23 protein-coding genes and 2 pseudogenes are annotated in these 23,367 nt (G+C 69.5%); 15 read left to right on the top strand and 10 right to left on the bottom strand.

Annotation, left to right across the window (positions count from 1 at the left end; genetic code table 11):
- Nucleotides 1–112: 112 nt before the first annotated feature.
- Nucleotides 113–1,249 (top strand): magnesium and cobalt transport protein CorA, encoded by a 1,137-nt coding sequence (locus ACFVXC_RS27675; RefSeq protein WP_389910145.1) that lies wholly within the window; start codon nt 113–115, stop codon nt 1,247–1,249.
- 98 nt (nt 1,250–1,347) lie between these two features.
- Here the strand turns inward: ACFVXC_RS27675 and ACFVXC_RS27670 are convergent, their stop codons facing one another.
- From ACFVXC_RS27670 to ACFVXC_RS27660, 3 genes are all read right to left on the bottom strand, one after another.
- Nucleotides 1,348–1,767, bottom strand: a complete 420-nt coding sequence (locus tag ACFVXC_RS27670; RefSeq protein ID WP_389910142.1) for a CBS domain-containing protein — start codon at nt 1,765–1,767, stop codon at nt 1,348–1,350.
- Nucleotides 1,768–1,937: 170 nt separating this feature from the next.
- Nucleotides 1,938–2,342, bottom strand: a complete 405-nt coding sequence (locus tag ACFVXC_RS27665; protein WP_389910139.1) for a PPOX class F420-dependent oxidoreductase — start codon at nt 2,340–2,342, stop codon at nt 1,938–1,940.
- Between the two features lie 79 nt (nt 2,343–2,421).
- Entirely contained in the window at nt 2,422–3,063 is a 642-nt protein-coding gene (locus ACFVXC_RS27660) for a uridine kinase (RefSeq protein ID WP_389910624.1), read from the bottom strand.
- A 90-nt stretch (nt 3,064–3,153) separates the two neighbouring features.
- On the opposite strand from ACFVXC_RS27660, the gene ACFVXC_RS27655 reads away from it, so the two are divergent.
- The 3 genes from ACFVXC_RS27655 (at nt 3,154) to ACFVXC_RS27645 (ending at nt 6,380) form a co-directional block, all read left to right on the top strand.
- On the top strand, nt 3,154–3,849 hold the full coding sequence (locus tag ACFVXC_RS27655) for a DUF2293 domain-containing protein (RefSeq protein ID WP_389910137.1): 696 nt from the start codon (nt 3,154–3,156) through the stop codon (nt 3,847–3,849).
- Nucleotides 3,850–4,295: 446 nt separating this feature from the next.
- Nucleotides 4,296–4,775: a DUF1772 domain-containing protein gene (locus tag ACFVXC_RS27650; protein WP_389910135.1), complete on the top strand. Its 480-nt coding sequence runs from the start codon at nt 4,296–4,298 to the stop codon at nt 4,773–4,775.
- Between the two features lie 114 nt (nt 4,776–4,889).
- Nucleotides 4,890–6,380 (top strand): glutamate synthase subunit beta, encoded by a 1,491-nt coding sequence (locus ACFVXC_RS27645; protein ID WP_389910132.1) that lies wholly within the window; start codon nt 4,890–4,892, stop codon nt 6,378–6,380.
- A gap of 48 nt (nt 6,381–6,428) precedes the next feature.
- On the opposite strand, the gene ACFVXC_RS27640 is transcribed toward ACFVXC_RS27645, so the two are convergent.
- Together ACFVXC_RS27640 and ACFVXC_RS27635 are read right to left on the bottom strand one after the other, a co-directional pair.
- Nucleotides 6,429–6,644 (bottom strand): DUF397 domain-containing protein, encoded by a 216-nt coding sequence (locus tag ACFVXC_RS27640; protein WP_383272964.1) that lies wholly within the window; start codon nt 6,642–6,644, stop codon nt 6,429–6,431.
- Nucleotides 6,645–6,737: 93 nt separating this feature from the next.
- Nucleotides 6,738–7,598, bottom strand: coding sequence for a helix-turn-helix domain-containing protein (locus tag ACFVXC_RS27635; protein WP_389910131.1), 861 nt, complete (start codon nt 7,596–7,598; stop codon nt 6,738–6,740).
- A gap of 263 nt (nt 7,599–7,861) precedes the next feature.
- Here ACFVXC_RS27635 and ACFVXC_RS27630 point away from each other — a divergent pair, with 263 nt between their 5' ends.
- Together ACFVXC_RS27630 and ACFVXC_RS27625 are read left to right on the top strand one after the other, a co-directional pair.
- The gene (locus ACFVXC_RS27630; protein WP_389910128.1) at nt 7,862–8,230 is read left to right on the top strand and encodes an ATP-binding protein; all 369 of its coding nucleotides are present in this window, start codon (nt 7,862–7,864) and stop codon (nt 8,228–8,230) included.
- A 45-nt stretch (nt 8,231–8,275) separates the two neighbouring features.
- Nucleotides 8,276–8,728, top strand: a complete 453-nt coding sequence (locus ACFVXC_RS27625; RefSeq protein ID WP_389910126.1) for a hypothetical protein — start codon at nt 8,276–8,278, stop codon at nt 8,726–8,728.
- A gap of 28 nt (nt 8,729–8,756) precedes the next feature.
- Here the strand turns inward: ACFVXC_RS27625 and ACFVXC_RS27620 are convergent, their stop codons facing one another.
- Nucleotides 8,757–8,915, bottom strand: a complete 159-nt coding sequence (locus tag ACFVXC_RS27620) for a hypothetical protein (protein WP_389910124.1) — start codon at nt 8,913–8,915, stop codon at nt 8,757–8,759.
- Between the two features lie 539 nt (nt 8,916–9,454).
- Between ACFVXC_RS27620 and ACFVXC_RS27615 the strand changes: the two are divergent.
- The 7 genes and pseudogenes from ACFVXC_RS27615 to ACFVXC_RS27585 form a co-directional block, all read left to right on the top strand.
- Nucleotides 9,455–10,030 (top strand): annotated as a pseudogene (locus ACFVXC_RS27615) (ABC transporter ATP-binding protein); the annotation flags it as partial.
- A gap of 105 nt (nt 10,031–10,135) precedes the next feature.
- A complete protein-coding gene (locus tag ACFVXC_RS27610; RefSeq protein WP_389910121.1) occupies nt 10,136–11,587 on the top strand; it encodes a site-specific integrase in 1,452 nt (483 codons plus the stop codon).
- On the top strand, nt 11,587–13,335 hold the full coding sequence (locus tag ACFVXC_RS27605; protein WP_389910118.1) for a hypothetical protein: 1,749 nt from the start codon (nt 11,587–11,589) through the stop codon (nt 13,333–13,335). Before ACFVXC_RS27610 ends, ACFVXC_RS27605 begins: the two co-directional genes overlap by 1 nt.
- Before the next feature lie 137 nt (nt 13,336–13,472).
- Nucleotides 13,473–15,512 carry an integrase gene (locus tag ACFVXC_RS27600; protein ID WP_389910115.1) on the top strand — a complete coding sequence of 680 codons (2,040 nt, stop codon included), beginning with the start codon at nt 13,473–13,475 and terminating at the stop codon, nt 15,510–15,512.
- A 1-nt stretch (nt 15,513) separates the two neighbouring features.
- Entirely contained in the window at nt 15,514–16,014 is a 501-nt protein-coding gene (locus ACFVXC_RS27595; protein WP_389910112.1) for a hypothetical protein, read from the top strand.
- A gap of 1 nt (nt 16,015) precedes the next feature.
- Nucleotides 16,016–17,092, top strand: coding sequence for a protein kinase family protein (locus tag ACFVXC_RS27590; protein ID WP_389910109.1), 1,077 nt, complete (start codon nt 16,016–16,018; stop codon nt 17,090–17,092).
- Between the two features lie 176 nt (nt 17,093–17,268).
- Nucleotides 17,269–18,597: pseudogene (locus ACFVXC_RS27585) on the top strand (ABC transporter ATP-binding protein); the annotation flags it as partial.
- Nucleotides 18,598–18,652: 55 nt separating this feature from the next.
- Here ACFVXC_RS27585 and ACFVXC_RS27580 read toward each other — a convergent pair.
- The 3 genes from ACFVXC_RS27580 to ACFVXC_RS27570 all read right to left on the bottom strand — a co-directional run bounded on the left by ACFVXC_RS27580 (nt 18,653) and on the right by ACFVXC_RS27570 (nt 21,337).
- On the bottom strand, nt 18,653–18,868 hold the full coding sequence (locus tag ACFVXC_RS27580; protein ID WP_389910621.1) for a hypothetical protein: 216 nt from the start codon (nt 18,866–18,868) through the stop codon (nt 18,653–18,655).
- Between the two features lie 117 nt (nt 18,869–18,985).
- Nucleotides 18,986–19,675, bottom strand: coding sequence for a DUF899 domain-containing protein (locus tag ACFVXC_RS27575; RefSeq protein WP_389910106.1), 690 nt, complete (start codon nt 19,673–19,675; stop codon nt 18,986–18,988).
- Nucleotides 19,676–19,975: 300 nt separating this feature from the next.
- A complete protein-coding gene (locus tag ACFVXC_RS27570) occupies nt 19,976–21,337 on the bottom strand; it encodes an amidohydrolase (protein ID WP_389910103.1) in 1,362 nt (453 codons plus the stop codon).
- 105 nt (nt 21,338–21,442) lie between these two features.
- On the opposite strand from ACFVXC_RS27570, the gene ACFVXC_RS27565 reads away from it, so the two are divergent.
- On the top strand, nt 21,443–22,399 hold the full coding sequence (locus ACFVXC_RS27565; RefSeq protein ID WP_389910100.1) for an endonuclease/exonuclease/phosphatase family protein: 957 nt from the start codon (nt 21,443–21,445) through the stop codon (nt 22,397–22,399).
- Nucleotides 22,400–22,403: 4 nt separating this feature from the next.
- Here ACFVXC_RS27565 and ACFVXC_RS27560 read toward each other — a convergent pair whose 3' ends face one another.
- Nucleotides 22,404–22,865 carry a nuclear transport factor 2 family protein gene (locus ACFVXC_RS27560; RefSeq protein WP_389910097.1) on the bottom strand — a complete coding sequence of 154 codons (462 nt, stop codon included), beginning with the start codon at nt 22,863–22,865 and terminating at the stop codon, nt 22,404–22,406.
- A gap of 230 nt (nt 22,866–23,095) precedes the next feature.
- On the opposite strand from ACFVXC_RS27560, the gene ACFVXC_RS27555 reads away from it, so the two are divergent.
- Nucleotides 23,096–23,367, top strand: a 272-nt coding sequence (locus ACFVXC_RS27555; protein ID WP_389910094.1) for a winged helix-turn-helix transcriptional regulator, incomplete at its 3' end; no start/stop codon positions are given.

Genomic DNA, 23,367 nt, shown 5'->3' with positions numbered 1-23,367 from the left:
GAGGCGGCTCCGAACACCTGGAGCGGAGTGTTCCGTTCCCACAGGCTCGGGACGCGATGTCGGAACGTACTGGCAGACTGGCACGCCAAGTCACCAGAACGAGGAGCCACGCATGTCGATGGCAGGCAACCTGCGAAAGGTAGGGAACCTCCGCAAGGTAGGAGGCCTGCGGAAGGTCGCGCGGGTCGCCCAGTTCGTGCGCAAGCACAAGCGCGTCGACCTGAGTCACCCGGCCCGGTCACCGCTGGGCTCGGCGGTGGTGAAGTGCGTGACGTATCGCAACGGCGTGCGCCAGGAGGGCGGCCGCGATCTCGTCGAGGAGGTCGAGCGCGTCCGCAAGAGCGGTGACGGATTCGTCTGGCTCGGGCTGCACGAGCCGACGGAGCAGGAGTTCGCGGGCGTCGCCGATCTCTTCGACCTGCACCCGCTCGCTGTGGAGGACGCGGTCCACGCCCACCAGCGGCCGAAGGTGGAGCGGTACGACGAGACACTGTTCGCCGTCTTCAAGACCGTCTGTTACGTGGAGCATGCCGAACTCACCGCGACCAGCGAGGTGGTGGACACCGGCGAGATCATGGTCTTCGTCGGCGCGGAGTTCGTGATCACCGTGCGGCACGGCCGCCATGGTTCGCTCGGTCCGCTGCGCGAGGAGCTCGAATCGGCGCCCGAGCAGCTCGCGCAGGGGCCCGCGGCGGTCCTGCACGCCCTCGCCGACCACGTCGTGGACGACTATCTCGTGGTGACGGACGCGGTGCAGGCCGACATCGACCAGGTGGAGATGGACGTCTTCTCCAAGGACGGGGAGCGCGCCGACCCCGGGCGCATATACCAGCTCAAGCGGGAACTCCTCGAACTGAAGCGGGCCGTGGTGCCGCTCGGCCGCCCCCTGCAGATCCTCTCCACCCAGCCGATGCGGGCGGTCGCCCCGGAGATACAGGCCTACTTCCGGGACGTCGACGACCACCTCAAGCGGGTCACGGAGCAGATCGCCTCCTTCGACGAACTCCTGAACTCCATTCTTCAGGCCCATCTCGCACAGGTGACGGTCGCGCAGAACGAGGACATGCGGAAGATCACCGCCTGGGCCGCCGTGATCGCCGTACCGACGATGGTCTGCGGTGTGTACGGCATGAACTTCGACCACATGCCCGAACTGCACTGGAAGTACGGCTACGGAATGGTGGTCGGCCTGATCGCCACCATCTGTTTCGCGCTCTACCGCGGCTTCCGGCGCAACGGCTGGCTCTAGGCTGTACGGGCCCCAGGAGGTCAACGCCGCACGCCGGGTCGACGAGCTGCCAACCTCCAACGCCCGGCGGTCAGCTGCCAACCTCCAGCATCCGGCGGTCAGCCCTTCGCGTACACGCTCTCGACCCAGCCCGCGAGCTGGTCGTCGGTGAGGTGCGTGGCGAGGTCGGCCTCGCTGATCATGCCGACGAGGCGTTTGTTCTCGATGACCGGGAGCCTGCGGATCTGGCTGCCCTTCATCTCCTTGAGGACCTCGTCGACGCCCGCGCCCGCGTCGATCCAGCGCGGTGTGCCCTTGGCCATGTCACCCGCGGTCACCCGGGACGGATCGTGCCCCATCGCCACGCAGCCGACCACGATGTCACGGTCGGTGAGGATGCCGCAGAGCCGCTCGTTCCCGTCACTGATGGGCAGCGCGCCCACGTCCAGCTGGCGCATCAGTTGTGCGGCGCGGTCCAGGGTCTCGTGTGCGGGGATCCACTGGGCGCCGCGGTGCATGATGTCTCCGGCGGTGGTCATGAGGTACCTCCCGGTGCCGGGCGGCCGGCGCGGCGCGGAGGCGCCGCTAGTCCCGGCGTCCCTCATTCTCGCCGGGCCCACGGAGGTCCGCACGCCGGAAGCCGGGGCGGAGGCCGGGGCGGAGGCCGGGGCGGAGGCCGGGCCCCCCTCGGAACAGGGACGGACGCCTCTCAGGCCGAGAAGCCGACGACCTTCCGCGGGATCACCTTGACGATCACCCGGGTCTCCTCGTCCTTCTCGCCGGGCGGGTCGATGCCGAGGTACTTGTGCGAGAGCTCGTGCGGAAGCCGCTTCTCCGGGTCGGGGAGGATCTCGGCGACGCCACGGATCTCGACCGACGTGTACGGGTCGGCCAGGTCGAAGACCGAGACGCTGATGCGCGGGTCGCGTTCGAGATTGCGGACTTTCTGCCGCCGTGCCGTGGAGGAGAACAGCACGGTGTCGCCCTCCCGCTGGATCCACACCACCGAGTTCTGGGGTGCGCCGTCGGGGCCGAGTGTCGCGATGCCGGCGAAGTTCTTGCCGTCGAGGAGAGTGCGGACCGAGTCGCTGAAGTGAAGCGCTTCCGTAGCCATGCCCAGACCCTAACTACATGCACGTGCATATAAAAGGGTTTTCGGTGCCCGTCTTCATGTCTCCCGCGCGTCGGACCCCTCAGCCGCTCCACGCCGGATGCCGTGGATCGTCCGCGCGTACGACCACGTCGGCCACCGCGCCGGGTTCCCTCTCCCTCTCGTACCGCTCGAAGGCGGGCAGCGTCCATTGTTCGCTCTCCGGCGTGCGTCGCCGCAGGGCGCCCGGCGAGAGGCTCGTATGGACCGTCAGGTCGAAGGAGAACCAATGGCCGAGCAGCAGCGGGCCGTGCAGCAACAGCATCGCGCCGTCCTTGAGTTGGACGTACGGGCTGCGTGTCGCACGGTCCGCTGCCGGGTCCCACAGGTCGGGCAGCACCCGTCCCGTGCCGCCCGGATCCAGCGGCCCGAAGACCTCGCGCCAGAGCGCGCCGGTGTCGAACCAGCCGCTGTAGTACGACTCCACGTCCTGGCGCCCGTATTCGAGGCGCAGCGATGCGGGGCGCAGAAAGCCCTGCGTGCCGACGACGAGAGCCGATCGCCCGCGCACCCGCAGCGCGTCGGCCACGCTCCGTGCCAGTTCGCCGGGCCTGCCCGCCGGGGCCCCGTCGAAGGCGATGCGGGGCCAGGGGCTCGCGTCGGCCGTCTTCAGGTCGAGCAGGCGGTCGGCGAGCGTGTCCGTGAGCCGGTCCCAGGTGATCGCTTCGAGTCGCACCCGTCCCATGATGCCGGGCCGTCCCGCCATGGTGCCGCCGGGCTCTCCCGCCCCTCCCCCGCGACGGTACGCGCCCACCGACCGGGGAATGAACCCTGTATGGCACCAATTCCCCTCCCCCGAAGCGGACTTCTCGCCATCCAGCCCCTCAAGCACCGCCACTGCGCGGAGTGTCGTGGCGGACCGCTCGCCCTCCTGGTCATCGAGGACGCCGAGCCACGCTGCCTGGACTGCGCCGACCTTGGCCATCTCGTCCTCCTGCCACGCGGCGACACCGCGCTGACACGTCGGGCCCGCGAGGGCAGCGGACTCTCGGCGGTGGTCGTCCGCTTCAACCGGCGCCAAGGACGGTACGAGCGCCAGGGCGTCCTCGTCGAGGAGGAGGCACTGACACGGGCCGAGGAGCGGTGCCTCGCCGACGCGGAGGCTCGGGCGCGCCGTCGGGCACGGGACGCGGCGCGCCGGGCCGCGCAGGACGTCCGCTTCACCGCGGCCTTCTCCGACGAGATACGCCGCCTCTTCCCCGGGTGCCCCGAGGAGCGGGCCCGTGCGATCGCCGCGCACGCGTCCGTGCGGGGCAGTGGGCGGGTGGGGAGAAGCGCGGGGGGCCGGGCTCTGTCGGCCGGAGCGGTGACGGGGGCGGTGGTCGCCGCCGTCCGGCACACGGAGACGCCCTACGACCGCCTCCTCATGAGCGGGGTCCCCCGGAGGGAGGCCCGTCGGCGGATCGCTCCGGCGGTGGAGGCGGCGCTTCGGGCCTGGCAGGGGCCTGGGCGCAGGGGCGTGGCGGTCTGAGGTGCGACGGCCTTGGCGGGAGCCTGCCCCCGCAGCTGACCGCCCCGCCTCGCTGCTCTACGCGGGGTAATCGGGCGGTTGGGCGGGAACGATCCGGCCCGAGGCGGTTGGGCGGGAACGATCCGGCCCGAGGCGGTTGGGCGGGAACGATCCGGCCCGAGGCGGTTGGGCGGGAACGATCCGGCGCGAGGCGGTTGGGCGGGAACGATCCGGCGCGAGGCGGCCGGACAGGGCCATCCCACCCCGACGGGGAAGCGGGCGACACGCCCAGAGCCAGGGACAGCGCGTCCCCGGGCCCCCAGGCCAGACGCCCGCGCATGCGCTCGCGCGGCCCGCACATGGCCCCGTCCCGGTAAGGGCAATTCACTTGTGGTGGGGGGCCGCGCCGTGGAGGATCACTGCGGCTCACTCACCTGCCGGCCGCCTTACCCAACGCGGGAGTTGCCATGATCGAGGGACCGTATTTCGTGCTCGTCGTGCTGAGCGCGCTCGCCTGCGGCCTGGTCGCCGGAGCGTTCGTCGCGTTCTCGACCTTCGTGATGCGGGGCCTGGCCGCGTTGCCCCCGGCGCAAGGCATCGCGGCGATGCAGTCGATCAACGTCAAGGCGCTCACCGCGGGGTTCATGACCGTGTTCATGGGCGCCGCCGGACTCAGCGCGGTCGTCGCCGTCGTCACCTTCGTGCTCTGGCCCGACGACGGCACCGTCGAGCTGCTCCTCGGCAGCGCGCTGTACCTCTTCGGCTCGTTCGGGGTGACCGTCGCCGCGAACGTCCCCCGCAACGACGCCCTCGCCAAGCTCGACGCGCAGGCGCCGCAGAGCGCGGACCACTGGCGCACGTACGTCCGTGAGTGGACCCTGTGGAACCACGTCCGGGTCGGCGCGTCCCTGGCCGCGACGGCGTCCTTCACCCTCGCCCTGACCTGACCTGACCTGCCTGACCTGCCTGACCTGACACCCGTCTCCCCGCCGAACGTGCCGGGCCCGCCCACCCGTCGTACAGTGGCCGGAAGCCTGTGAAAGCACGCGAGGGAGACGGCCATGGCCGACCCCAAAGGCTTCCTCACCACCGCCCGCCAGGAATGGCCGCGCCGCCCCGTCGGCGATCGGGTCAAGGACTGGGACGAGGTGTACGTCCCCGGTGCGCTGCTGCCCCTCATCGAGCGGCAGGCCGATCGCTGCATGGACTGCGGCATCCCCTTCTGCCACGACGCCTGTCCGCTGGGCAATCTGATCCCCGACTGGAACGAGCTCGTCTCGCGCTCCGACTGGCGCGCGGCGGCCGACCGGCTGCACGCCACGAACAACTTCCCCGAGTTCACCGGACGCCTCTGCCCCGCACCCTGCGAGGCGGGCTGCGTCCTCGCGATCAACCAGCCCGCCGTCACCATCAAGAACGTCGAAGTGGCCATCGCCGACCGCTCATGGCAGGACGGCCTCAACCAGGCCCGCCCCCCGGACCGGCACTCCGGGAGGACCGTCGCCGTCGTCGGCTCGGGACCTGCCGGACTGGCCGCCGCGCAACAGCTGACACGGGCAGGGCACACCGTCGCCGTGTACGAGCGCGAGGACCGCGTGGGCGGGCTCCTGCGGTACGGAATCCCCGCGTTCAAGATGGAGAAGCATCACCTGGAGCGGCGGCTGGCGCAGATGCGGGACGAAGGCACGGTCTTCCGTACGTCCGTCGCGATCGGGCGGGACATCGGCGCCGCGGAGCTGCGGGCCAGGTACGACGCGGTGGTGCTCGCCATCGGCGCCACCGCCTGGCGCGACCTGGACGTGCCGGGGCGGCAGCTGACCGGCATCCAGCAGGCGATGGAGTATCTGCCGCTCGCCAACCGCGTGTGCGAGGGCGACTTCGGCACGTCGCCGCTGACCGCCGACGGCAAGCATGTCGTGATCATCGGTGGCGGGGACACCGGAGCGGACTGCCTGGGCACGGCGGTGCGTGAAGGGGCCGCCTCCGTCACGCAGTTGGACATCTACGAGCGGCCCGGTGACCTGCGCGACGAACTGGCCGAGCCCTGGCCGACGTACCCCAAGGTCTACCGCCTCTCCGGCGCGCACGAGGAGGCGGGCGAGCTGCGCACCGCACCCGCGGCGCACGCCGACGCGCGCCTGTTCGCCGCCTCCACCCTCCGCTTCAGCGGCGACGCGGCGGGCCATGTGCGCTCCCTGCGGCTGACCGAGGTGGACGCGGATCGCCGCCCGCGGCCCGGCACCACCCGTACGCTCCCCGCCGATCTGGTGCTGCTCGCGCTCGGCTTCTCCGGGCCCGAGCGGACGCCGGGCGGCCTGGTCGAGCAGCTCGGCCTGGATGTGGACGACCGCGGCGCCCTCGCCCGTGACGCGGACTTCACGACGAACGTGCCGGGCGTCTTCGTGACGGGCGACGCGGCCCGCGGCGCGTCACTGATCGTGTGGGCCATAGCCGAGGGCCGGTCCACCGCGGCCGCGGTGGACCGGTGGCTGACGGGCACGACCCGGCTCGCGGCACCGATCGGGCCGTACGACCGGCCGATGACCGTATGAACCATCCGTCCGCTCAGGGACACCACCTGCTCAGGGACAACCACCTGCTCAGGACAGCAGGAAGTCGGCCTCCCCCGCCTTCGCCCCCTGGATGAACGCGTTGATCTCGCCGTACGTGTAGATCAGCGCGGGACCGTCCGGATCGGCCGACTGGCGGACCGCGACCCGGCCGTCGGCCAGCTTCATGGCCTCCAGGCAGTTGCCTCCGTTGCCACCGCTCCACGGCTTGTGCCAGCCCTCGCTGCCGAGGTCACGCGCGGGCATGCCGTTGTAGATCCGGGAGTCGTCCCGGGACTCGGGGCGTGACCCGGCTCCGGGCTTGGACCCGGGTCGCGTACCGGCTCGGTGTCGATCCATTCACAGCTCCTTGCGGAGGTCCCTCAGGAGCTCCTTTGTGCGTTGTGCCGTCGCGGCTTGCGCCGCCATGCGGTCCATGACCTCGAGGTGGGTCGCGACCTCGGTGCGCGCGTCCAGATAGACGGCGCCGGTCAGGTACTCGCTGTAGACCATGTCCGGCAGTTCCGCCATGGCGAAGCGGAAGAGCACGAACGGACCGTACGTGCCCGGGTGCGGACCCGCCGCGAACGGCGCGATCTGCAACGTCACATGCGGAAGCTCGACGGCTTCGAGCAGCTTGTCGATCTGCTCGCGCATCACATCGGAACCGCCCACCGGTCTGCGCAGGGCGGTCTCGTCCATCACCATCCAGAGCCGTGGCGCGTCCTCACGGCTGAGCAGCGACTGGCGCTCCATGCGCAGCGCCACATACCGCTCGACGTCCTCGGGGCGGGTCTGGCCGATCGCCCCGGAACGCATCACACCACGCGCGTACTCCTCGGTCTGCAGCAGGCCGGGCACGAAGTGCGGCTCGTAGGACCTGATGAGGCTGGCCGCGCCCTCCAGGCTGACGTACATGCTGAACCAGCCCGGCAGGATGTCGTGGAACCGCTGCCACCAGCCCGGCTTGTTCGCCTCCTCGGCGAGCGTCACGAAGGCGTCCGCCTCGTCGTCGGCGACGCCGTAGGACTTCAGGAGGAGCTGGAGATACGGGATCTTGAGCGCGACCTCGGCCATCTCCATGCGGCGGACCGTGGCGGGGGCGACGCGAAGAATCCGCGCCGCCTCCTCTCGCTTGAGGCCCGCGCGCTCACGCAGGTCCTGCAAGCGACGGCCGAGGACGACCTGGCCGACGGTCGGCGCGGACCGCGGTTCGCTCACGTCCTACCTCCACGTACTCCATGTAATGCCAATTCACTCCGCACCTGGAGCCGTTGCGAGCAGTGTGCCATGTGCCGTCTCTAAGGGACACGCCACTGTGCACTTTTCAGAGTGGGTCTTGCCAAGGTGTTCCCGGCGGGGCGATAGTGGATGGCGTGACTCCGCCCGCGCCGTTACACACAGCTGCCGCCGAAGCCCCTGTTGGCGTTTTTGCCGACGTGTGGGCCGATGGCGGCTCCGAGCTCTGCGTCAGCTTCGCGCTCGTGCCACGGCCGGGCTCCGCCGCGCAGGCCAGACAGCTGGCCAAAGCCCAGCTCCTGGGCTGGAACATAGGCGAGGATGCCCGCGACGCGGCCGCCCTCGTGGTGTCCGAGCTGGTGACGAACGCGATCGTGCACACCGCGAGCCACCGGATCGTCTGCGAACTCTGCACACGGCCCGGGACACTGCGCATAGCTGTGCGTGACGATGGATACGGATCAGGTGTCCCGCGGCCCGCCCAGGAGGGGCCCGACGCAGACGATGAGCACGGGAGGGGACTGCTCCTCGTCGAAGCGGTGAGCAACGCGTGGGGTGTGCGGGACGAGGGTCCCGGAGCCGGCCTCACCGTATGGGCGGAACTGCGGGCGTGACGTGAATGACGGTGTGGGCGTGAGAACGACGTGGACAGGGGGCGTGTGAGCACGGTGACGGTGCGGCGGCTGTTGGATCTGGACACGCTGGTCCGCTTCGAGAGGAGGCGGTCTGCCGCCGTCTCCCCACCGCCCCTGACGCGGCTCGCCGTCCCGGACGGGATGTCGCAGCCCCTGGGGTGTGACGCGGTCTCGGTGCCTTCTCGGTTCGGGCCCCTGCTGATGGCACGGTTGCCTCGCGCCGGCTGTGTGTACGAGGACGTGGACGCGGCGCGCTGGTGGTGGATCGTGCCCGCCGACTCCGATGTCGCCCTGGATTGGCCGTCCCCCGCCTATTACTCCGCGGGAGCCGTGGTGCCGGGCGCCCGGCGCGCTCCCTCCCTGATCCACAGCCCCTCCGGGGGCGAGGTTCCCTATACGCCGCCGATTCCGCTGTATCTGGCGTGGTGCAGGGCCACGGGGACCACGCCCGCGTGGTCGCGGGCCGTACGGGCGTAGCCGGGCAAGGGGGCCTTGGGCGCCGCCATCACCGGCTTCCACACACGCGCCCTTCACCCCACAGACGCGCCCGCTCGATGCCGACCTCGGCTGCTCCGCGGATGAGGTCGGCGATGCGCATGAAGCCACCCTCGCCGTGACACGCCCCGGTCGTGCGCCCGTAGATCTCGGCCATCATCGACTTCACGTCGACGTGCTCGGCGATGCGGTGGCGTGGCCACGGTGCGTGGAGGCGATGCCGTCACGGTCGTCGTCGGGATGGACGCACACTCCGGCGGCTGACCCGCCTCCTCACCTGCGCAGAAGTGGACGAAACCGGGGATGTCACCGGTCGCGAACCCCGCGTGGAGGCGCTCCTCGAAGTCACGGATCGTACGCGTCGTGCGGTACGCGTCAGGCAGCGCGGCGCCGTCAAGGCCGTACTCACGGGGTGCTTGAGGTGTCCGGACTGTGTCGCACACGGAAGAACTCCTTTGCCTGCGCGGGTGCGGAGCCGCGTGCATGGGGTATGGCACTGCGGCCCGGACGAACCGGCGACGGTCGCCCCGGGTCCGCAAGCCCACATCCGGCGTACGCAGAACGCAGAAGGAGAAGCAGACGGAGAAACAGACGAACGACGAGCAGAACGACAACAAGCAGCAGAGCGACAGCGACAAACAGAGCGACAAGCAGAACGACGAGCAGAGCGACAGCCGCTCACGGAGCGCGACTTCGGATTCTGAGGCGCTGCTCTTCGGTGGCCCCCTGCGCTACGACACCGGCTGGGCCCAGTACGAGGAGGCCTTCCTCCAGCTGGGGTTCCGGTCCATGCTGAAACGGCTTCCCGCGCTCCTCGCCGCCAGCTTCCGGCTCGCCCGGCAGGCCGACCGGCGGGCCGCGCGCATCGTCATCGGCTCCGAGCTGGGCCGCGGGCTCGCCCAGGCGGTGAGCCTCCTCGCGGTCAACAGCGTCCTCGGCCGTCTGATGACCGACGCCCCGGTGGCCGACCGGCTGCGCGGCGCCACACCCGCCCTGGTGACGGTGGCGTGCGTGCTGCTCGTGGCCGCGCTGCTGCGCGCCGCGTCGACGTACGCGACGGGCCGTCTTGAACCGAAGGTCGAACGCGTCGCCACCGAGCAGTACTTGGAGCGGGCGGCGTCGGTGGAGCTCTCCGCCATCGAGGACGACGCGTTCCACAAGCTGCTCGACACCGCGCAGTACGGAGCCGCGTCCGCCCGCCGCATGATCGGCATCGCCACGCGCGTGGTGAACGCGATGATCTCGCTGATCGCGGCGGCGAGCGTGTTGACCGTCCTGCACCCGCAAGTCGATGCTTAATCACCGTGTCGCATTCCATGCGGTACACCTTCGAGTGATCCCTCGAAGTCTGTTGCATCCAGCTCGTGTCGAATATCTAGTCTCCGAACCATGCACCTGATCAGCTTCTCCGCCATGGGCTGGGAGTCCTGGGATGTGGACCAACAGCCGCTCATCCGCGACCAGATGCCTGTGCTCATCGACGACGACCTGATACTCGAGGACGCTCCCGGAATGCCCCGCCCGACGGTGCTCGTCAACCAGTGGCTGCGTGAGCTGCCGCTGAACGGCTCCCCGGCCGTGCGTACGTGGCAGAACAGCGCCAGCTGCCTCCGGGATTGGCTGACGTTCCTCCAGGCCCGTGGCATCCGCCCCTTGGGCGACCGCACAGAACTGCGCGCCGCCTTGAGCATGTACGCCGAGTATCGACTGGGCGGCGAGTTGAAGGAACGCTGGGACCCCACCACGTGGAACCTCAACATGGGCATTCTGTCCGGCTTTTACACGTGGGCCCGAGACGAAGGCGTCGCTGCCTCTGTGCCGTTCAGCTACCGGGTGGGCCGGCGCATGGCGGATGGCGTTCTGGTCGAGGTGGAGCGGAACCTCGCCAAGCTGCGTACCCCGAGGCCGCACACGACGATCAAGTACCTGGAGCGGGACTTCGCGGAGCTGTTCGTGCGGGGCTTGGCGGGGCTCGGCCCGGATGGCGAGCCGGACCCGCTTTACCGCAGCCGGGAGGGGGCTCGCAACGCGGCGATGGGCGGCCTCGTGCTGTCCAGCGGTCTGCGCCGGCAGGAGTTCACGCACCTGACGATCTACGAATTGCCGCCGCTCCCGTCCCGTCCGCGCAAGCTGCCCGTGCTGTTTCCACTGAGCCATGCGATCACCAAGGGGCAGAAGGCCCGTACGTCGTGGATCAGCTATGAGGCGCTTGCCGACGTGCATCAGTACATCGAACTGGACCGGGCGGCGTCGGCGGAGGGTTACCGGTGGAGGCCACCGTCGAAGCTGGGGGTGCCTCTGATCGTCGAGAAGCCCGACTGGGAAGGGGCGTTCCTCAACGGAGAACGGCGGTCGTGGCGAAAGCTACGTCCTGCCGAGCGGCTCCGCCTGGTGACCCCGGAGGGCGGGTCGGCGCTGGTGGGCCTGCAGTCCTCGGGAAAGCCGTTCGTGGACTGGGCAACGGTCTTTCGCCGGACGTCGGCCCGTGTTCGGGAGCGGTTCGAGCCGCGGTTTCCGATGGTGGCCCCGCACCGACTCCGCCATTCGATGGCGATGGCAACCCTGGAGTGGCTGGTCACGGGCTATTACCAGCGGGCGGCCGCCCTTGCGGCAAGCACCGGGGATGACGCCGCGATGGCTCTGTATCTGACCCGGAACGACCCCATGTTGATCCTGCGGGACCTGCTGGGCCACCAGAGCGTCCTGTCGACGGAGCTCTACATCGCTCGCCTGGACGTCACGCGGATCTATCGCGACGTCTACAAGGACACGACCGGTGCTCCGGATCCGGGAGCCACCGCCGAGGCGGCGGCCGAGTTCGACGACGAGGAGACGGACTGATGCCCGCCTACGTGATCGACGAACCGTTGTCCGTGCAATTCACGTTCCCCAACGGCAGCGAGTGGACGGCTGCTCTGGCCGGCCTCCCCAACCCCGGACTGGCGCGCGACCTGGCACAGGGTCTCGCGGCCAACGCCCATCCGAATGGCGGGATCGGCGCAAAGAACACGGTCAAGGCGTACGCGGTGGCCGTCCGCAAGATGGTGACTGCCTTGAGCACGGCCGGGTTTTCCGGGTCCGCCTCGGAGCTGACACGGGCGTCTCTGGTCCGTTACTGGATGACCAGCACGTATTCCCGTGAGCGCGAGACCCGCATGCTGTTGAAGGGCTTCGACGCGGTCACAGGAGCCCTGCGTCCAGAAGTGCGCGCGTATCTCTTGGGGAACCAGATCCAGGCGTATCGCAGCACCAGTCCGTACAAAGCGTACACAGACGGCGAGTGGGACCGGTTGGAGACGGGCTGCCGGGCGGTGATGGACGACAGCTGGGGTCGACACCGGCGCGCTCTGGCACTGGCCGCTGGGGGCGCGGAACCATCAGCGGGCACGGACCACAGCTCGCAGGACATCGCCTGGCTGCTGCTGCACGACGGCCCTTTCCCGGACCGACTCGGGTACCGGGTCCAAGCCCAAGCCCGGAGCGCGAGGTCGCCGCAGTGGGACCTGCGCCGGGCCGTGCGGCAGGTGCGCAGCGATCTATTTCCACATCCGGTTGTCCAAGTCGCCTACTCCGTGTTGTTCGGCATGTACTGCGGGGTCGTCCCGGACGGCATCGACGATCTGAAGCTGGATGGTCTCGAGTGGACCGGCGACACCTCGATGTTGATCACCTACATCAAGGGCCGTACCGCACGCGAGAGTTCCCATCTCCCGGCTCGCGCGGTGCGGCTCTTGGAGCGGTGGCTGGAGTACTCGGCTCCGTTGCGGAGCTTCGCCGACGACGAGCTCCGAGGGCAGCTGTGGATCTCGTACAGCCCGAAGTGGTTCACGACGAGTGGAGGGTTCAGCCCGATCGTCGGTCCTCCGCCGGGCACGAACCGCCATCGGGATCTGGTGAAGCAGGTGGGCCTGGTGGACGATGCGGGGAATCCGTTCGTGATCCATCGCGGCCGGATTCGTGCGACGTACCACGAACGACTGGCGAGACGGGGATGGACCGGACGGGCCACGATCGATCCGAACCACACCGCCCGCACCGAAGGCGATCACTACGTCACCCCGACCAGCCCCGCCCAGCTTGACGCGGTGGAGTCGATCATCGAGGACGGTCAGGGCGACGTGCTGCGCAAGGCGCTGCCGCCGGTGGTGCTCTCGGCGGAGCAGGCGGCCCGGTTCGCCGAGGACTTCCCTGACGAAGTGAAGCGGCTCGAGCTGGATGCTGCGGCCATCGCCGAGTTGGTCGGTGGCGAGCGTGATGTGTTCACTGCGTCGTGCGCCGATCAACTGGCCGGGGTTCACGGTCCGGCCGGCCAGCCGTGTCCGGCCCGTCCGTGGGTGTGCCTGCTGTGCCCGCTGTCGGTGTTCCTTCCACGTCACGCGGCGAACCTGCTGCGGTTGAACGCCTTCTTCTCGCGGCAGTTCCGGCAGATGCCCACGGAGAACTTCGTCCGGGTCTTCGGTCCGTACGCCGACCGCCTGGCCAACGAGATCCTGCCGAAGCTCTCCCAGGAGACCAAGGAGAAAGCCGCACACGAGGTGGCAGACGACGACACTGATCTCCCGCTCCGGCCCGAGGAGGGAACCCTGTGATGCACCTACCCGTATCCGCGTCCCCGCCTCGTCACCGTCGGGTTGTCTCGGTCTTCGCCCAGGGGGACGTGTGTGAGATCGCCGGGCTGAGGCTGGCCGAGGGGGCGATGCGCCCGCGATTCGAGCAAGATCGCTGGGTGTTCTCCGGTCTCGTGGACGCACACCGGATGATGACCGAGCGCGAGCAGATCTGGGACTTCACCGAGATCATCAATCCGCAATGGCGGGTCGTGGCCAAGGAGATCCTGCTAGCGATGCTGGCCCCGCAGTACGAGGCGGTGCTGGAGTGTGCGCATGCGCTGCGGGCGGCTCGCTCCCCTCGGACCCTCTTCGGCTTCCTCGAGAAGTACATCGAGTGGTTCAACTGGCTTACAGAGAAAGGCATTACCACGCTGAGTGGTGTCTCGCAGGAACTGTGTGAGCGCTATCTGGAGGAACACTCATGGAGTGTTCCCCGCCCGGGGCGGCCCCGACGACGTCTGGAGCCGTACTCGACCGTGGCGCACGTCAGGATCCTCAAGCTGATCGCCCAGTACGAGGAGCTGCTGTCCGGCGACGGCTACGAGGCGGGGTTCGTACCGTGGAAGGGGAAGACCGCCACCCAGGTCGTCGGCTACAAGTCGAAGGGGCCGAACCTGACGCCTCCCGTGCCGGACTCCATGCTGCAACCACTGCTGGCCACTTGCCTGCACCTGGTCAACGAGGTGGGGCCGCATCTCGCAGACCTGATGGAGACGGTGCGCGCCGACAGAGCGGCCCTTCCGACGTCGGGCGGCGTGACCCTGGCACAGCTCCCCGTTCTGCGGCAGGTCCTGGAACGCATGCGAGCATCGGGAGAGCCCCTGCCCGCCGTCGATGACGTTCAACTGCGCAAGCGGACCACACTGGGAGAGGAAGGCCCGCTGAAGCATCTGGGCTGGGAAGCCCTCGCCCGCACGGTCGGCGCCCGGAGATTCGGGGACGACGCGCGGCAGTCTCTGATCCCGGAGCTGACCGTGCTGGCCTCCGAGATCGGCTTCCAGCCGCCGCTGGCCCGGCAGGCCGCAGTCATCCCGCGTGTGGCCGACGGCGACCTCGTGCCATGGACGCTGCCGCTGGCCGACGGTGATCTCTTCTTCATGGTCGATCACGCGGTGACGGCCTGTCTGGTGGTGACCTGTGCGCTCAGTGGGATGCGGACCAGTGAACTGCTGGAACTCGAAGCAGGTTGCCGGCTCCCCGCCGCGGCGACGCCCGGGGGCGGCCGGCGGTTCCGGCTCGCCAGCCGCCTGATCAAGGGGCAGAAGTTCGGGGGCGTCCCCGACGAGTGGGTGGTCATCGAGCAGGTGGACCGCGCGGTGGCCCTTGCCGAACGGCTGGTGGACCGGCCGGCCGGTGAGGCGCTGTTCGGCACCATCGACCTGGCCGGCCGGTTGAAGAATCTGCGCGGCTGGCTGGAGCGGACCGGCAACCGGGAACGCTGGGGCTTGCCGGTCATTCCCCAAGGTCCGCTCAACGCCCGGATGCTGCGCCGGACACTGTCCCTGGCCATCGCTGAACGGCCCGGCGGCCTCCTGGCGGCGAAGGTCGCCCTCAAGCACATCTCCGTGGCCACCACGGAGGGATACGCCGCTCGCCCTGGCGGATCCCAGCGACTGTTCCATGCCGAGATCGAGGAGGCCGAGGAAACCCATCACGTGCAGCTGACGGTGGAGGCATTCCGGGATGTCCAGGCGGGCCGGATGCCCGCCGGTCCCGGTGCGCGGAGCCTGATCGAGGCGTTCCACCACGTGGACGCTCAGTTGAAGGACGCGGCCCGTACGGACCCGAAAATCCTCAAGGACGACCGTCACCTGGAGGGTCTCCTGCGCAAGCAGGCCAAGACACTCCACGTCGGGCCCGCCAACTTCTGCTGGTTCCGCGACCCGTCCAAGGCCCTTTGCCTGCGCCTGGCCGGCACGCCCAATGCCACGAAGCCGCTGGTGGGGATGTGTGACTCGGCGCGCTGCCCGCAGGCCACGCACCATCCCTGTCACCGTCCCGTGTGGGCCGGGCAGGCCACCGCTATCGACGTGTTCATCGAAAGCCCCCGGGTCGCCAAGGGCGAGAAGGCGCGGCTGGCCCCAGAACGCGATCGCGCCCTGCGAGTCGTCGCCGAGATCGACGCCGCCCAGACCGCGTCCATTGGAGAGGACTGAGATGGCCCGGCTCACCGAGGAGTCCAAGACTCATAACGAAGCCGCGATCCGATCCGCCATGGAACGCATCCTGAAGGGAGATCTCCCGCCCGGCGGCAAAGCTGACCTGAAGACCCTCGCCGCCCTGGCCGGCGTGACCCGCACCGGTTTCTATCCCAAGAAGAACCGCGACGGAACGGCCAGGCCCGGCGCCTACCAGCACCTCGCCGAGGAGTTCGAGCGCAGGCTCGAAGCTCTTCGCGATGCTGGCGAGATCGTCGATCCACGACTCGCGCAGATCGAACGCCTCAGGGCTCAGAACACCGAGTTCAAGGAGCGCATCATCGCCCGCGACGAGAAAATTGCGCAGCTCACCGAGTTCCGGACCCTGGCTATCTCCCGCCTTGCTGCACAGCACGACGAGATCGAACGTCTGCGTCGCCAAGTTGCCGAGGGACGCACCGTGAGACTGTTACCGGGAACCGCAGACCGTATCGGTGGAGGCAACAGTGAACGTCCCTGACATGTCGCGACGTGTGCGCCTCACCGCCCATAGCGCCGTCTCCACATCCCTGGCCCTGTGCAGTGATCGCGCCCTGCGCGAGCTCGTGGACACGGCCGTGCCGATCGGATCCGGCATCGGCGGGAAGTCGTCCCTGCTGGAGGTCGCCGGAACCCCGGTCTTCGTAAAACGGGTGCCCCTGACCGGCTTGGAGGGGCAACCTGAGCACGTCCGGTCCACGGCGAACCTGTTCGAGCTGCCCGTCTTCTGCCACTACGGCGTCGGCACCATCGCCGGGCCGGGCTTCGGGGCCTGGAGAGAACTCGCCGTGCACACCATGACGACGAACTGGGTGCTCGCGGCGGAACACGAGGGCTTCCCTCTGATGTACCACTGGCGGGTGCTGCCGGACTCGACGCCCCTGCCCGAGGACCTGGCCGACATCGAACGGGCTGTTGCCTACCGGGGTGGCGGATCGCAGATACGCCGCCGGATCGAGGCTCTCCAGCAGTCCTCGGCGAGCGTCGCGCTGTTCCTGGAGTACATCCCGCGAAACCTGCACCAGTGGCTGGGCACTCAGGTCGAAGCAGGCGACGAGGTCGCCAACCGGGCTTGCGTGATGGTGGAGAGGGAACTGGCAGCCGGTATCTCGTTCATGAACAACCGCGGGCTCCTGCACTTCGACGCGCACTTCGAGAACATCCTGACCGATGGTCAGCGCCTCTACTTCGCAGACTACGGCCTCGCGATCTCCTCCCAGTTCGAGCTGTCGCAGGACGAGGCCGACTTCTTCGACAGGCATCAAACCTACGACCGCTGTTACACCGCCACATATCTGGTGAACTGGCTGGTCACCGCTCTGTTCGGATACCAGAGGGAGGACCGGGACGGCCGCTACGAGCTGGTCCGCGCCTACGCAGAGGGCGAGCGCCCCACCGGAATCCCAGAGGAGGCTGCAGCGATCCTCGCCCAGCACGCGCCAATCGCCGCCGTGATATCGGACTTCAACCGCAAGTTCCAGCGCGAGAGCAGGCAGACCCCATATCCGCTGGAGGAGATCCGCCGGATCGGCCGCATGTACAGCCCATCCGTCGGCTGACGGACCTGCAAGACAAGATGCCACCTGGCGTAGGGACCCAAGGAGACGTGACACCGGCCACAGGCTGCAGCCGGAAAGGGACACGATGGCTCGCCGCAACGCGACACGCACCAGAGGCTCTGCCCTGGTGTAAAGCGACACGACCTGCGGGGGACACGGTGTCTGCAACGACTAACCCGCTGCTGCTCCCGCTCCTGGTGACGATGACCCTGCCGAGCGCGTGGAGCGCACTGACGATCGCCCGGCGCCGCTATGTCTCCTTCCACGCCTGGGTGCAGCACGCCCGTGCGGGGCGGCTCATCGGCAGCCTGCTCACGGAGGCGCGGGCGGCCCCGGAGATCCGGGTGCACGGCGTGGGTCCGTTCCTGCTGCGGCACTTCCGTTCCATGGCGGAGGCCGCGGAGGAGGAGCAGGCGCGCCTGGCGCGGCTCGCCGCCCGGACGGGTCTGTTCGCGGCGGCCTGGACCGGCCTCGCCACGGTGGCGACGTACGCGACGCTGGGCGGGCTGATGCTCGCCGGGGCGATGGCGCTCTCCGTGGCGGGCACCGCCGTCATCGCGATCCGCACCGGCGCCTCCAATCTCGACACTCTCGTCGTGGAGATCAACTCCCTGCACGAGGACGCCCTGTTCGTCGGCGACCTGGAGCGGCTCTTCGTGGAGGCGGCGCAGCGCGCGATCCCGGTCGGCGGCGCCGAACTCCCCGCGGATCCACGGGAGATACGGTTCGAGAACGTCACCTTCCGCTATCCGGGGGCCTCGGGCAAGGACGCGCTCAGCGACATCTCCCTCACCCTGCCCACCGGGAAGATCGTCGCCCTCGTGGGCGAGAACGGCTCCGGCAAGACCACGCTGGTCAAGCTGCTCGCGGGCCTGTACGCGCCGAAGGGCGGCCGGATCCTGTGGGACGACGTCGACGCGGCGAGCGCGGACCGGCATCAGTTGGCGGAACGTATCGCGATGGTGGCGCAGGACTTCAAGCGCTGGCCGTTCACGGCGCGCGTGAACATCGCGATCGGCCGGTCGTCGGTGCCGCTCACGGACGACCGGATCGGCGACTCCGTCGGGGAGGCCGGTGCCGGGGACGTCGTGGCCGATCTGCCGCGCGGACTCGATACGTTGCTGGCCCGCGCGTTCACCGGCGGGCACGAGCTTTCCGGTGGTCAGTGGCAGCGGCTCGGCATCGCGCGTGCCGCGTACCGGCGCGGCAGCATCCTCATCGTGGACGAGCCGACGGCGGCGCTCGACGCCCGCGCCGAGCTAGAGGTCTTCGAGAAGATCCGGGCCCTTGCCGGAACGGGCCAGACCGTCATCCTCATCACCCACCGCCTGGCCTCCGTGCGCCACGCGGACCTGGTCCACGTCCTGGAGGGCGGCCGCCTGGTGGAGTCGGGCTCGCCCGACGAGCTCCTGCGGACGGGTGGTGTCTACGCGGAGCTGTACGCCTTGCAGGCCGACCAGTTCACGGCGAAGATCCCCTCACCGAACGGACACGCCGAGCGCTGAGGCCCAAGGCCCAAGGCCTGAGGCCTGAGCGCTGAGGGCCGTGCCCGGCCCGGGCCTACGCGGCGACGGCTATCTCGGCCAGATCGGCCAGATCCGTCACCGCGGTCGCGGCGGGACGGCGCACGATCACCAGGAAGGCGTCGGAGGCGAGGTCCATCACGACCTCCGCCTGCTGCCCCTCCGTACGGCGGGCCCGCGCGAACTCCTCCGCGGGCCACGATCCTCGCGACCCACCGGCCGGAAAGCGTTCAAGTACCACTCGACTGTTCATCATTGTCCTTCTGCTCCCCCGTTGGCAGTCCTCGTAGGACTCTTTCGAAGTAGAACGCGCCGAGGGGCCTGAAAGACTCGCAACGTGACGTACCTGACACCGAGTTGTGTCAGTTCCTCACAACTCGTACTCGTCGTGATACCGCAGTCGGCTGCTGCCCGCCGGAGCCCCGAGCCCAGTCGAGCGGCCCTTCGGCTCCTCCCACTCCTCCTGTCGGCCAAGGACGGTGAGATCGAGGAAGCTGGAGTACGAGGCGATCCAGTCGAGGCCGCGGTCGTACGTCGAGTACGTGTGGAAGACGCGGTCCCCGTCACGCAGGAAGCAGCTGAGGCCGGGCTGTTCGTAGGAGCCTTCGCCCTTGTCGACGGTGGCGTCGAAGTCGTGGTTGAAGTCGCTGTCGTTCGAGGAGTACCACGGCACCGTCCAGCCCATCCGCGCCTTGAAGGGCAGGATCTTGGTGAACGGCGCACGGGAGACGGAGATGAAGTTCGTGCCCCGGGCCCGCAGATGCGCGAGGTGCCCGATCTGGTCGATGAACGCCGAGCAGCTGCGGCATCCCGCGTCCCACTCCGGGGCGAACATGAAGTGGTAGACGATCAGTTGGGCGTCTCCGGCGAAGAGGTCGAACAGCGTCGCCTTGCCGTCGGAACCGTGGAACAGATATTCCTTCTCGATCTCGACCATCGGAAGCCGGCGCCGCTCGGCGTTGAGCGCGTCGCGCGCTCTGGTCTCCGCCTTCTCCTTGGCGAGCAGGTCCTTGCGCGCGGCGAGCCACTCCTCGCGCGTGACGATGTCGGGAAGTCCCATGATCCGTCAGTCCCTCCTGCGGACCCGCCCCTCGGATCCGTACTTCTGAGAGGGGTGACCTGCGGGATCGTCGGAACTCATCGGTCGCGGCGGAGAATCTTCCAAAGAATCCAGAAGAATCTGGGGTGGCGCCGGTATCCGACACCGGGCGCCTGATGCGGGTGCGGGTGCGGTCCGGCGAATCCGTGGTGAGCAGGTTCGCGTCCAGGGCGGGCGCTCCAGGGCGGGCGGAAGCCAATCCCCGGTAGCCGCCCGACCCCGGTAGCCGCCCGGCCCCGCTCACGCCCTCGGTCCTTGTGGTCAGCCCTCGTACTCCTGGATGCGTCCGCCGTGGCCGCGGTCGATCAGGGCAGGAAGTTCGGCTTCCAACTCCGCGACGATTTCCGGCACATCGAGGGTCAGCAGTCGCCGGTCGCGCATCAGGATCCGTCCGTCGACGATCGTCGTGGTGACATCCGACGAGCGGGCGCTGTGCACGAGCGTGGCCGCGAGGTCGTGCACGGGCCGGGTGTGCGGCCCGTCGAGGCCTACGAGGACGATGTCCGCACGGCGGCCCGGCGCGAGGCTGCCGATGTCGTCCCCCAGGCCGACGGCCCGCGCGCTCTGCAGCGTGGCGTGGTCGAGGGCCTGGCGTGCGGTCAGCCACGCCGGGTCGCGCCGCGTGGACTTCTGCACGAGCGCGGTGAGCGTCATGGACTCCCACACGTCCAGGGTGTTGTTCGACGCGGCGCCGTCCGTGGCCAGGCCGACGGGGATGCCGATCTCACGCAGGGCGCGCACCGGCGTGGTGTCCCAGCCGAACTTGAGGTAGCCGCGGGGCGCTGACGCGACGGCGACGCGCCCCGTGCCCTCCTTGAGGAAGGGCAGGTCGCGGTCGAGGATTCCGGTGCCGTGCGCGATGAGGACGTCGACGTCGAGCAGTCCTGTGCGGTGCAGGGTCTCGATGGGGGTGCGGCCGTGGCGGTCGAGACTGTGGTCGGTCTGGGCGCGGTTCTCCGCCGCGTGCAGATGGACCATGAGGCCGTGCTCGCGGGCGAGCTCGGCGGTCGCGGCGAGGTCCGTGTCGTCGACGGTGTACGGGGCGTGCGGGGCGAGCGAGGTGGTGATGCGGCCGTCGGCTGCGCCGCGCTGCCTCAGCGCGAACTCCAGCGAGGCGGCGCGTCCCTCAGGTCCCTGCGAGGAGAAGAAGGCCGCGCCGAGATTGGCGCGAAGTCCACTCCGGTCGACGACGTCGGCGACGGTGTCCATCGCGAAGTAGTGGTCGGCGAAGGTCGTCACTCCGCCACGGATCATCTCGGCGCAGGCGAGCCGCGCGCCGAGTCCCACGACCCGCTCGGTCAGATTCGACTCGATGGGCCAGATCCAGTCGTTGAACCACTCGTGCTCCGGCAGATCCTCGGCGATGCCGCGCAGGGCCACCATCGGCGTGTGCGTATGGCAGTTGATCAGACCCGGCAGGGCCACCTGGCCACGCCCGTCGATGTGCTCGGCGGCCTGGAGTCCCGCGACCACGGGGGTGGCGGTGACGGATTCGATGCGACCGTCGCGTACGACGATGGCCGCGTCGTCGAGAAAGCCGATCTGGCCCTGTGAGTCGTGGACGAGGGCCGTGCAGCCCGTGATGACGAGGTCGGCGGGGCCGTGCGCGGGGGGCGGCGTCATCTCTTCACGGTACGGGGAGTGCGCATCCCGTACCCTGTCGCGTCGCCCGTTTCGCGAGCACGCTGATGTCAACTACCCGCCGCGCGATTACAGTTGGAGCCCGTCATGCTCCTCGGCACGTGGAACCTGGAGAACCTCTACCGGCCCGGCGGCAGGTTCGGGCCCAAGGACAAGGCCGCGTACGAGGCGAAGCTGGCCTCGCTCGCCGCGACGATCAAGGCGCTGGACCCGAGTGTCCTCGGCGTGCAGGAGGTCGGCGACCCGGAGGCCCTCACGGACCTGGCCGGGATGCTGGAGGGCAACTGGCACACCACGCTCTCGGAGCACGCGGACGAGCGAGGCACCCGCGTCGGCTTCCTCAGCTCGCTCCCGGTCTCGGTCGTGGCCGACGAGGACCGCTTCCCCGCACCGCTGCGGCCTGTGCAGATCAGCGACGCGGGCAAGCCGGTGGCGCGGGCGGGGCGCGGGGTGCTCGCGGTGACGGTCTCGACGCGCGCCTTCTTCTTCGACGCGGCCGTCTGCCATCTGAAGTCGAAGCTGCTCTCGTACGGCGGTGGCCGGTTCCAGCCGCGGGACGAGGGAGAGCGGGCCCGCTTCGGGGCGTACGCGCTGAACCGGCGCTCGGCGGAGGCCGCGCTGGTGCGTTCGGTGGCCGGCCGTCTCCTGCGGGGGGACGGCCGCGAGCACGATGTCGTAGTGCTCGGCGACCTGAACGACGAGGTGTCCGCGGCGACGACTCAGATCCTGCTCGGTCCGCCCGGCTCCGAGATCGGCACCCCGGGATTCGACCAGCCGGACAAAGGGGACGCGCAGCGGCTGTGGAACGTGGCGCCGCGCATCCCGGCCGAGCAGCGTTACTCCCGTATCCATGCGGGGCGCCGCGAGCTGATCGACCACGTCCTGGTGAGCCGCGGCCTTCTCGGCCTGGTCACGGCGGCGGGCACGGGCGTGCCCGGCTCGACGGCGACCGCGCTGCCGTCGGTGCGGGACGAGAATCCGGCGGTACGCAGGGACGCGAGGGGCTCGGACCACGCGCCGGTGTGGATCCGGATCGAGCGCTAGGGCCCTAGCCCCGGCCGGTCACGGCGATCCCGACCGCTGCTGCCGTCGCCGTCTGCTGGCGCTCCCATGCCTGCTGGAGCCGCAACGTGTCTTCGAGGACCGTGTCCTCGACCATGCGGCCCCAGCGGATCCTGGCCCACTGGATGCCCTCGTTCTCGTACAGGCTGCCGTCCGCGAGGGTCGCCTCGATGCGCAGCCGGACGACGACGTCGGTGTTCCAGGGCCAGCCCTTGACGACCACGTCGGTGAGGCTGAGCCGCATGCCGGGGATGCACCGGTTGGCCCGCTCGAACCAGTCGGCGAAAGCCGCGGGGCCGCGCAGTTCGGCGCCGAGGACGCCGTCGCCGATGAAGCGGAACCTCAGATCGGGGGCAGCCATGGCGACGGCGGGCCGGTAGTTTCCGCTGCCGTCGCCGGCGATGCGCCAGAGAGCTCGGACCTTGCGGCGGACGATGGCGTGGTACATCGGGGGCACCTCCGGTGACCGAGTGACGTGCGCGCGTGCGGCTCGCACGACCTACTCGCGCGTGTGGCTCGCACGACCTACTCGCGCGTGTGGCTCGCACGACCTACTCGCGCGTGTGGCTTGCACGATCGACTCGCACGTGTGGCTTGCATTTCACAAGGGACCATCCCTGGCAACCGTAAGCCGGTGAGCCGGTCCCTTGCAAATCACAAGCGAGTACCGTGGGCGCCATGAAAGGCGAACGCTTTGCCCGCATGCACTGCTCGGTGGCGCGCGCGGCGGCCGTGACGGCCGACCGGTGGACGGTGCTGATCCTGCGCGACCTGTTCCTGGGCCTGAACCGCTACGAGGACCTCCGCGCCGACCTGGGCATCGCGACGAACATCCTGGCGGACCGTCTCGAACACCTGACCGCCGAGGGCGTCGTGGGGGGGGGGGGGGGGGGGGGGCGCCCCCCCCCCCCCCCCCGGGGCCCCCGGCCCCCCCGCCGCGGCGCGCGGAA

The organism is Streptomyces sp. NPDC058257 (assembly GCF_042881845.1).
In the GTDB taxonomy this organism is placed as follows: domain Bacteria; phylum Actinomycetota; class Actinomycetes; order Streptomycetales; family Streptomycetaceae; genus Streptomyces.
The sequence above is the reverse complement of the archived record's forward strand: the minus strand, read 5'-3'. Positions and strand labels throughout refer to the sequence as shown.

Bases quoted from the DNA above. Each gene is read 5' to 3' on its own strand.
- ACFVXC_RS27675 (WP_389910145.1), top strand. From the start codon at position 113: ATGTCGATGGCAGGCAACCTGCGAAAGGTAGGGAACCTCCGCAAGGTA.
- ACFVXC_RS27670 (WP_389910142.1), bottom strand. From the start codon at position 1,767: ATGACCACCGCCGGAGACATCATGCACCGCGGCGCCCAGTGGATCCCC.
- ACFVXC_RS27665 (WP_389910139.1), bottom strand. From the start codon at position 2,342: ATGGCTACGGAAGCGCTTCACTTCAGCGACTCGGTCCGCACTCTCCTC.
- ACFVXC_RS27660 (WP_389910624.1), bottom strand. From the start codon at position 3,063: ATGGGACGGGTGCGACTCGAAGCGATCACCTGGGACCGGCTCACGGAC.
- ACFVXC_RS27655 (WP_389910137.1), top strand. From the start codon at position 3,154: ATGGCACCAATTCCCCTCCCCCGAAGCGGACTTCTCGCCATCCAGCCC.
- ACFVXC_RS27650 (WP_389910135.1), top strand. From the start codon at position 4,296: ATGATCGAGGGACCGTATTTCGTGCTCGTCGTGCTGAGCGCGCTCGCC.
- ACFVXC_RS27645 (WP_389910132.1), top strand. From the start codon at position 4,890: ATGGCCGACCCCAAAGGCTTCCTCACCACCGCCCGCCAGGAATGGCCG.
- ACFVXC_RS27640 (WP_383272964.1), bottom strand. From the start codon at position 6,644: ATGCCCGCGCGTGACCTCGGCAGCGAGGGCTGGCACAAGCCGTGGAGC.
- ACFVXC_RS27610 (WP_389910121.1), top strand. From the start codon at position 10,136: ATGCACCTGATCAGCTTCTCCGCCATGGGCTGGGAGTCCTGGGATGTG.
- ACFVXC_RS27605 (WP_389910118.1), top strand. From the start codon at position 11,587: ATGCCCGCCTACGTGATCGACGAACCGTTGTCCGTGCAATTCACGTTC.
- ACFVXC_RS27595 (WP_389910112.1), top strand. From the start codon at position 15,514: ATGGCCCGGCTCACCGAGGAGTCCAAGACTCATAACGAAGCCGCGATC.
- ACFVXC_RS27590 (WP_389910109.1), top strand. From the start codon at position 16,016: ATGTCGCGACGTGTGCGCCTCACCGCCCATAGCGCCGTCTCCACATCC.
- ACFVXC_RS27580 (WP_389910621.1), bottom strand. From the start codon at position 18,868: ATGAACAGTCGAGTGGTACTTGAACGCTTTCCGGCCGGTGGGTCGCGA.
- ACFVXC_RS27575 (WP_389910106.1), bottom strand. From the start codon at position 19,675: ATGGGACTTCCCGACATCGTCACGCGCGAGGAGTGGCTCGCCGCGCGC.
- ACFVXC_RS27570 (WP_389910103.1), bottom strand. From the start codon at position 21,337: ATGACGCCGCCCCCCGCGCACGGCCCCGCCGACCTCGTCATCACGGGC.
- ACFVXC_RS27565 (WP_389910100.1), top strand. From the start codon at position 21,443: ATGCTCCTCGGCACGTGGAACCTGGAGAACCTCTACCGGCCCGGCGGC.
- ACFVXC_RS27560 (WP_389910097.1), bottom strand. From the start codon at position 22,865: ATGTACCACGCCATCGTCCGCCGCAAGGTCCGAGCTCTCTGGCGCATC.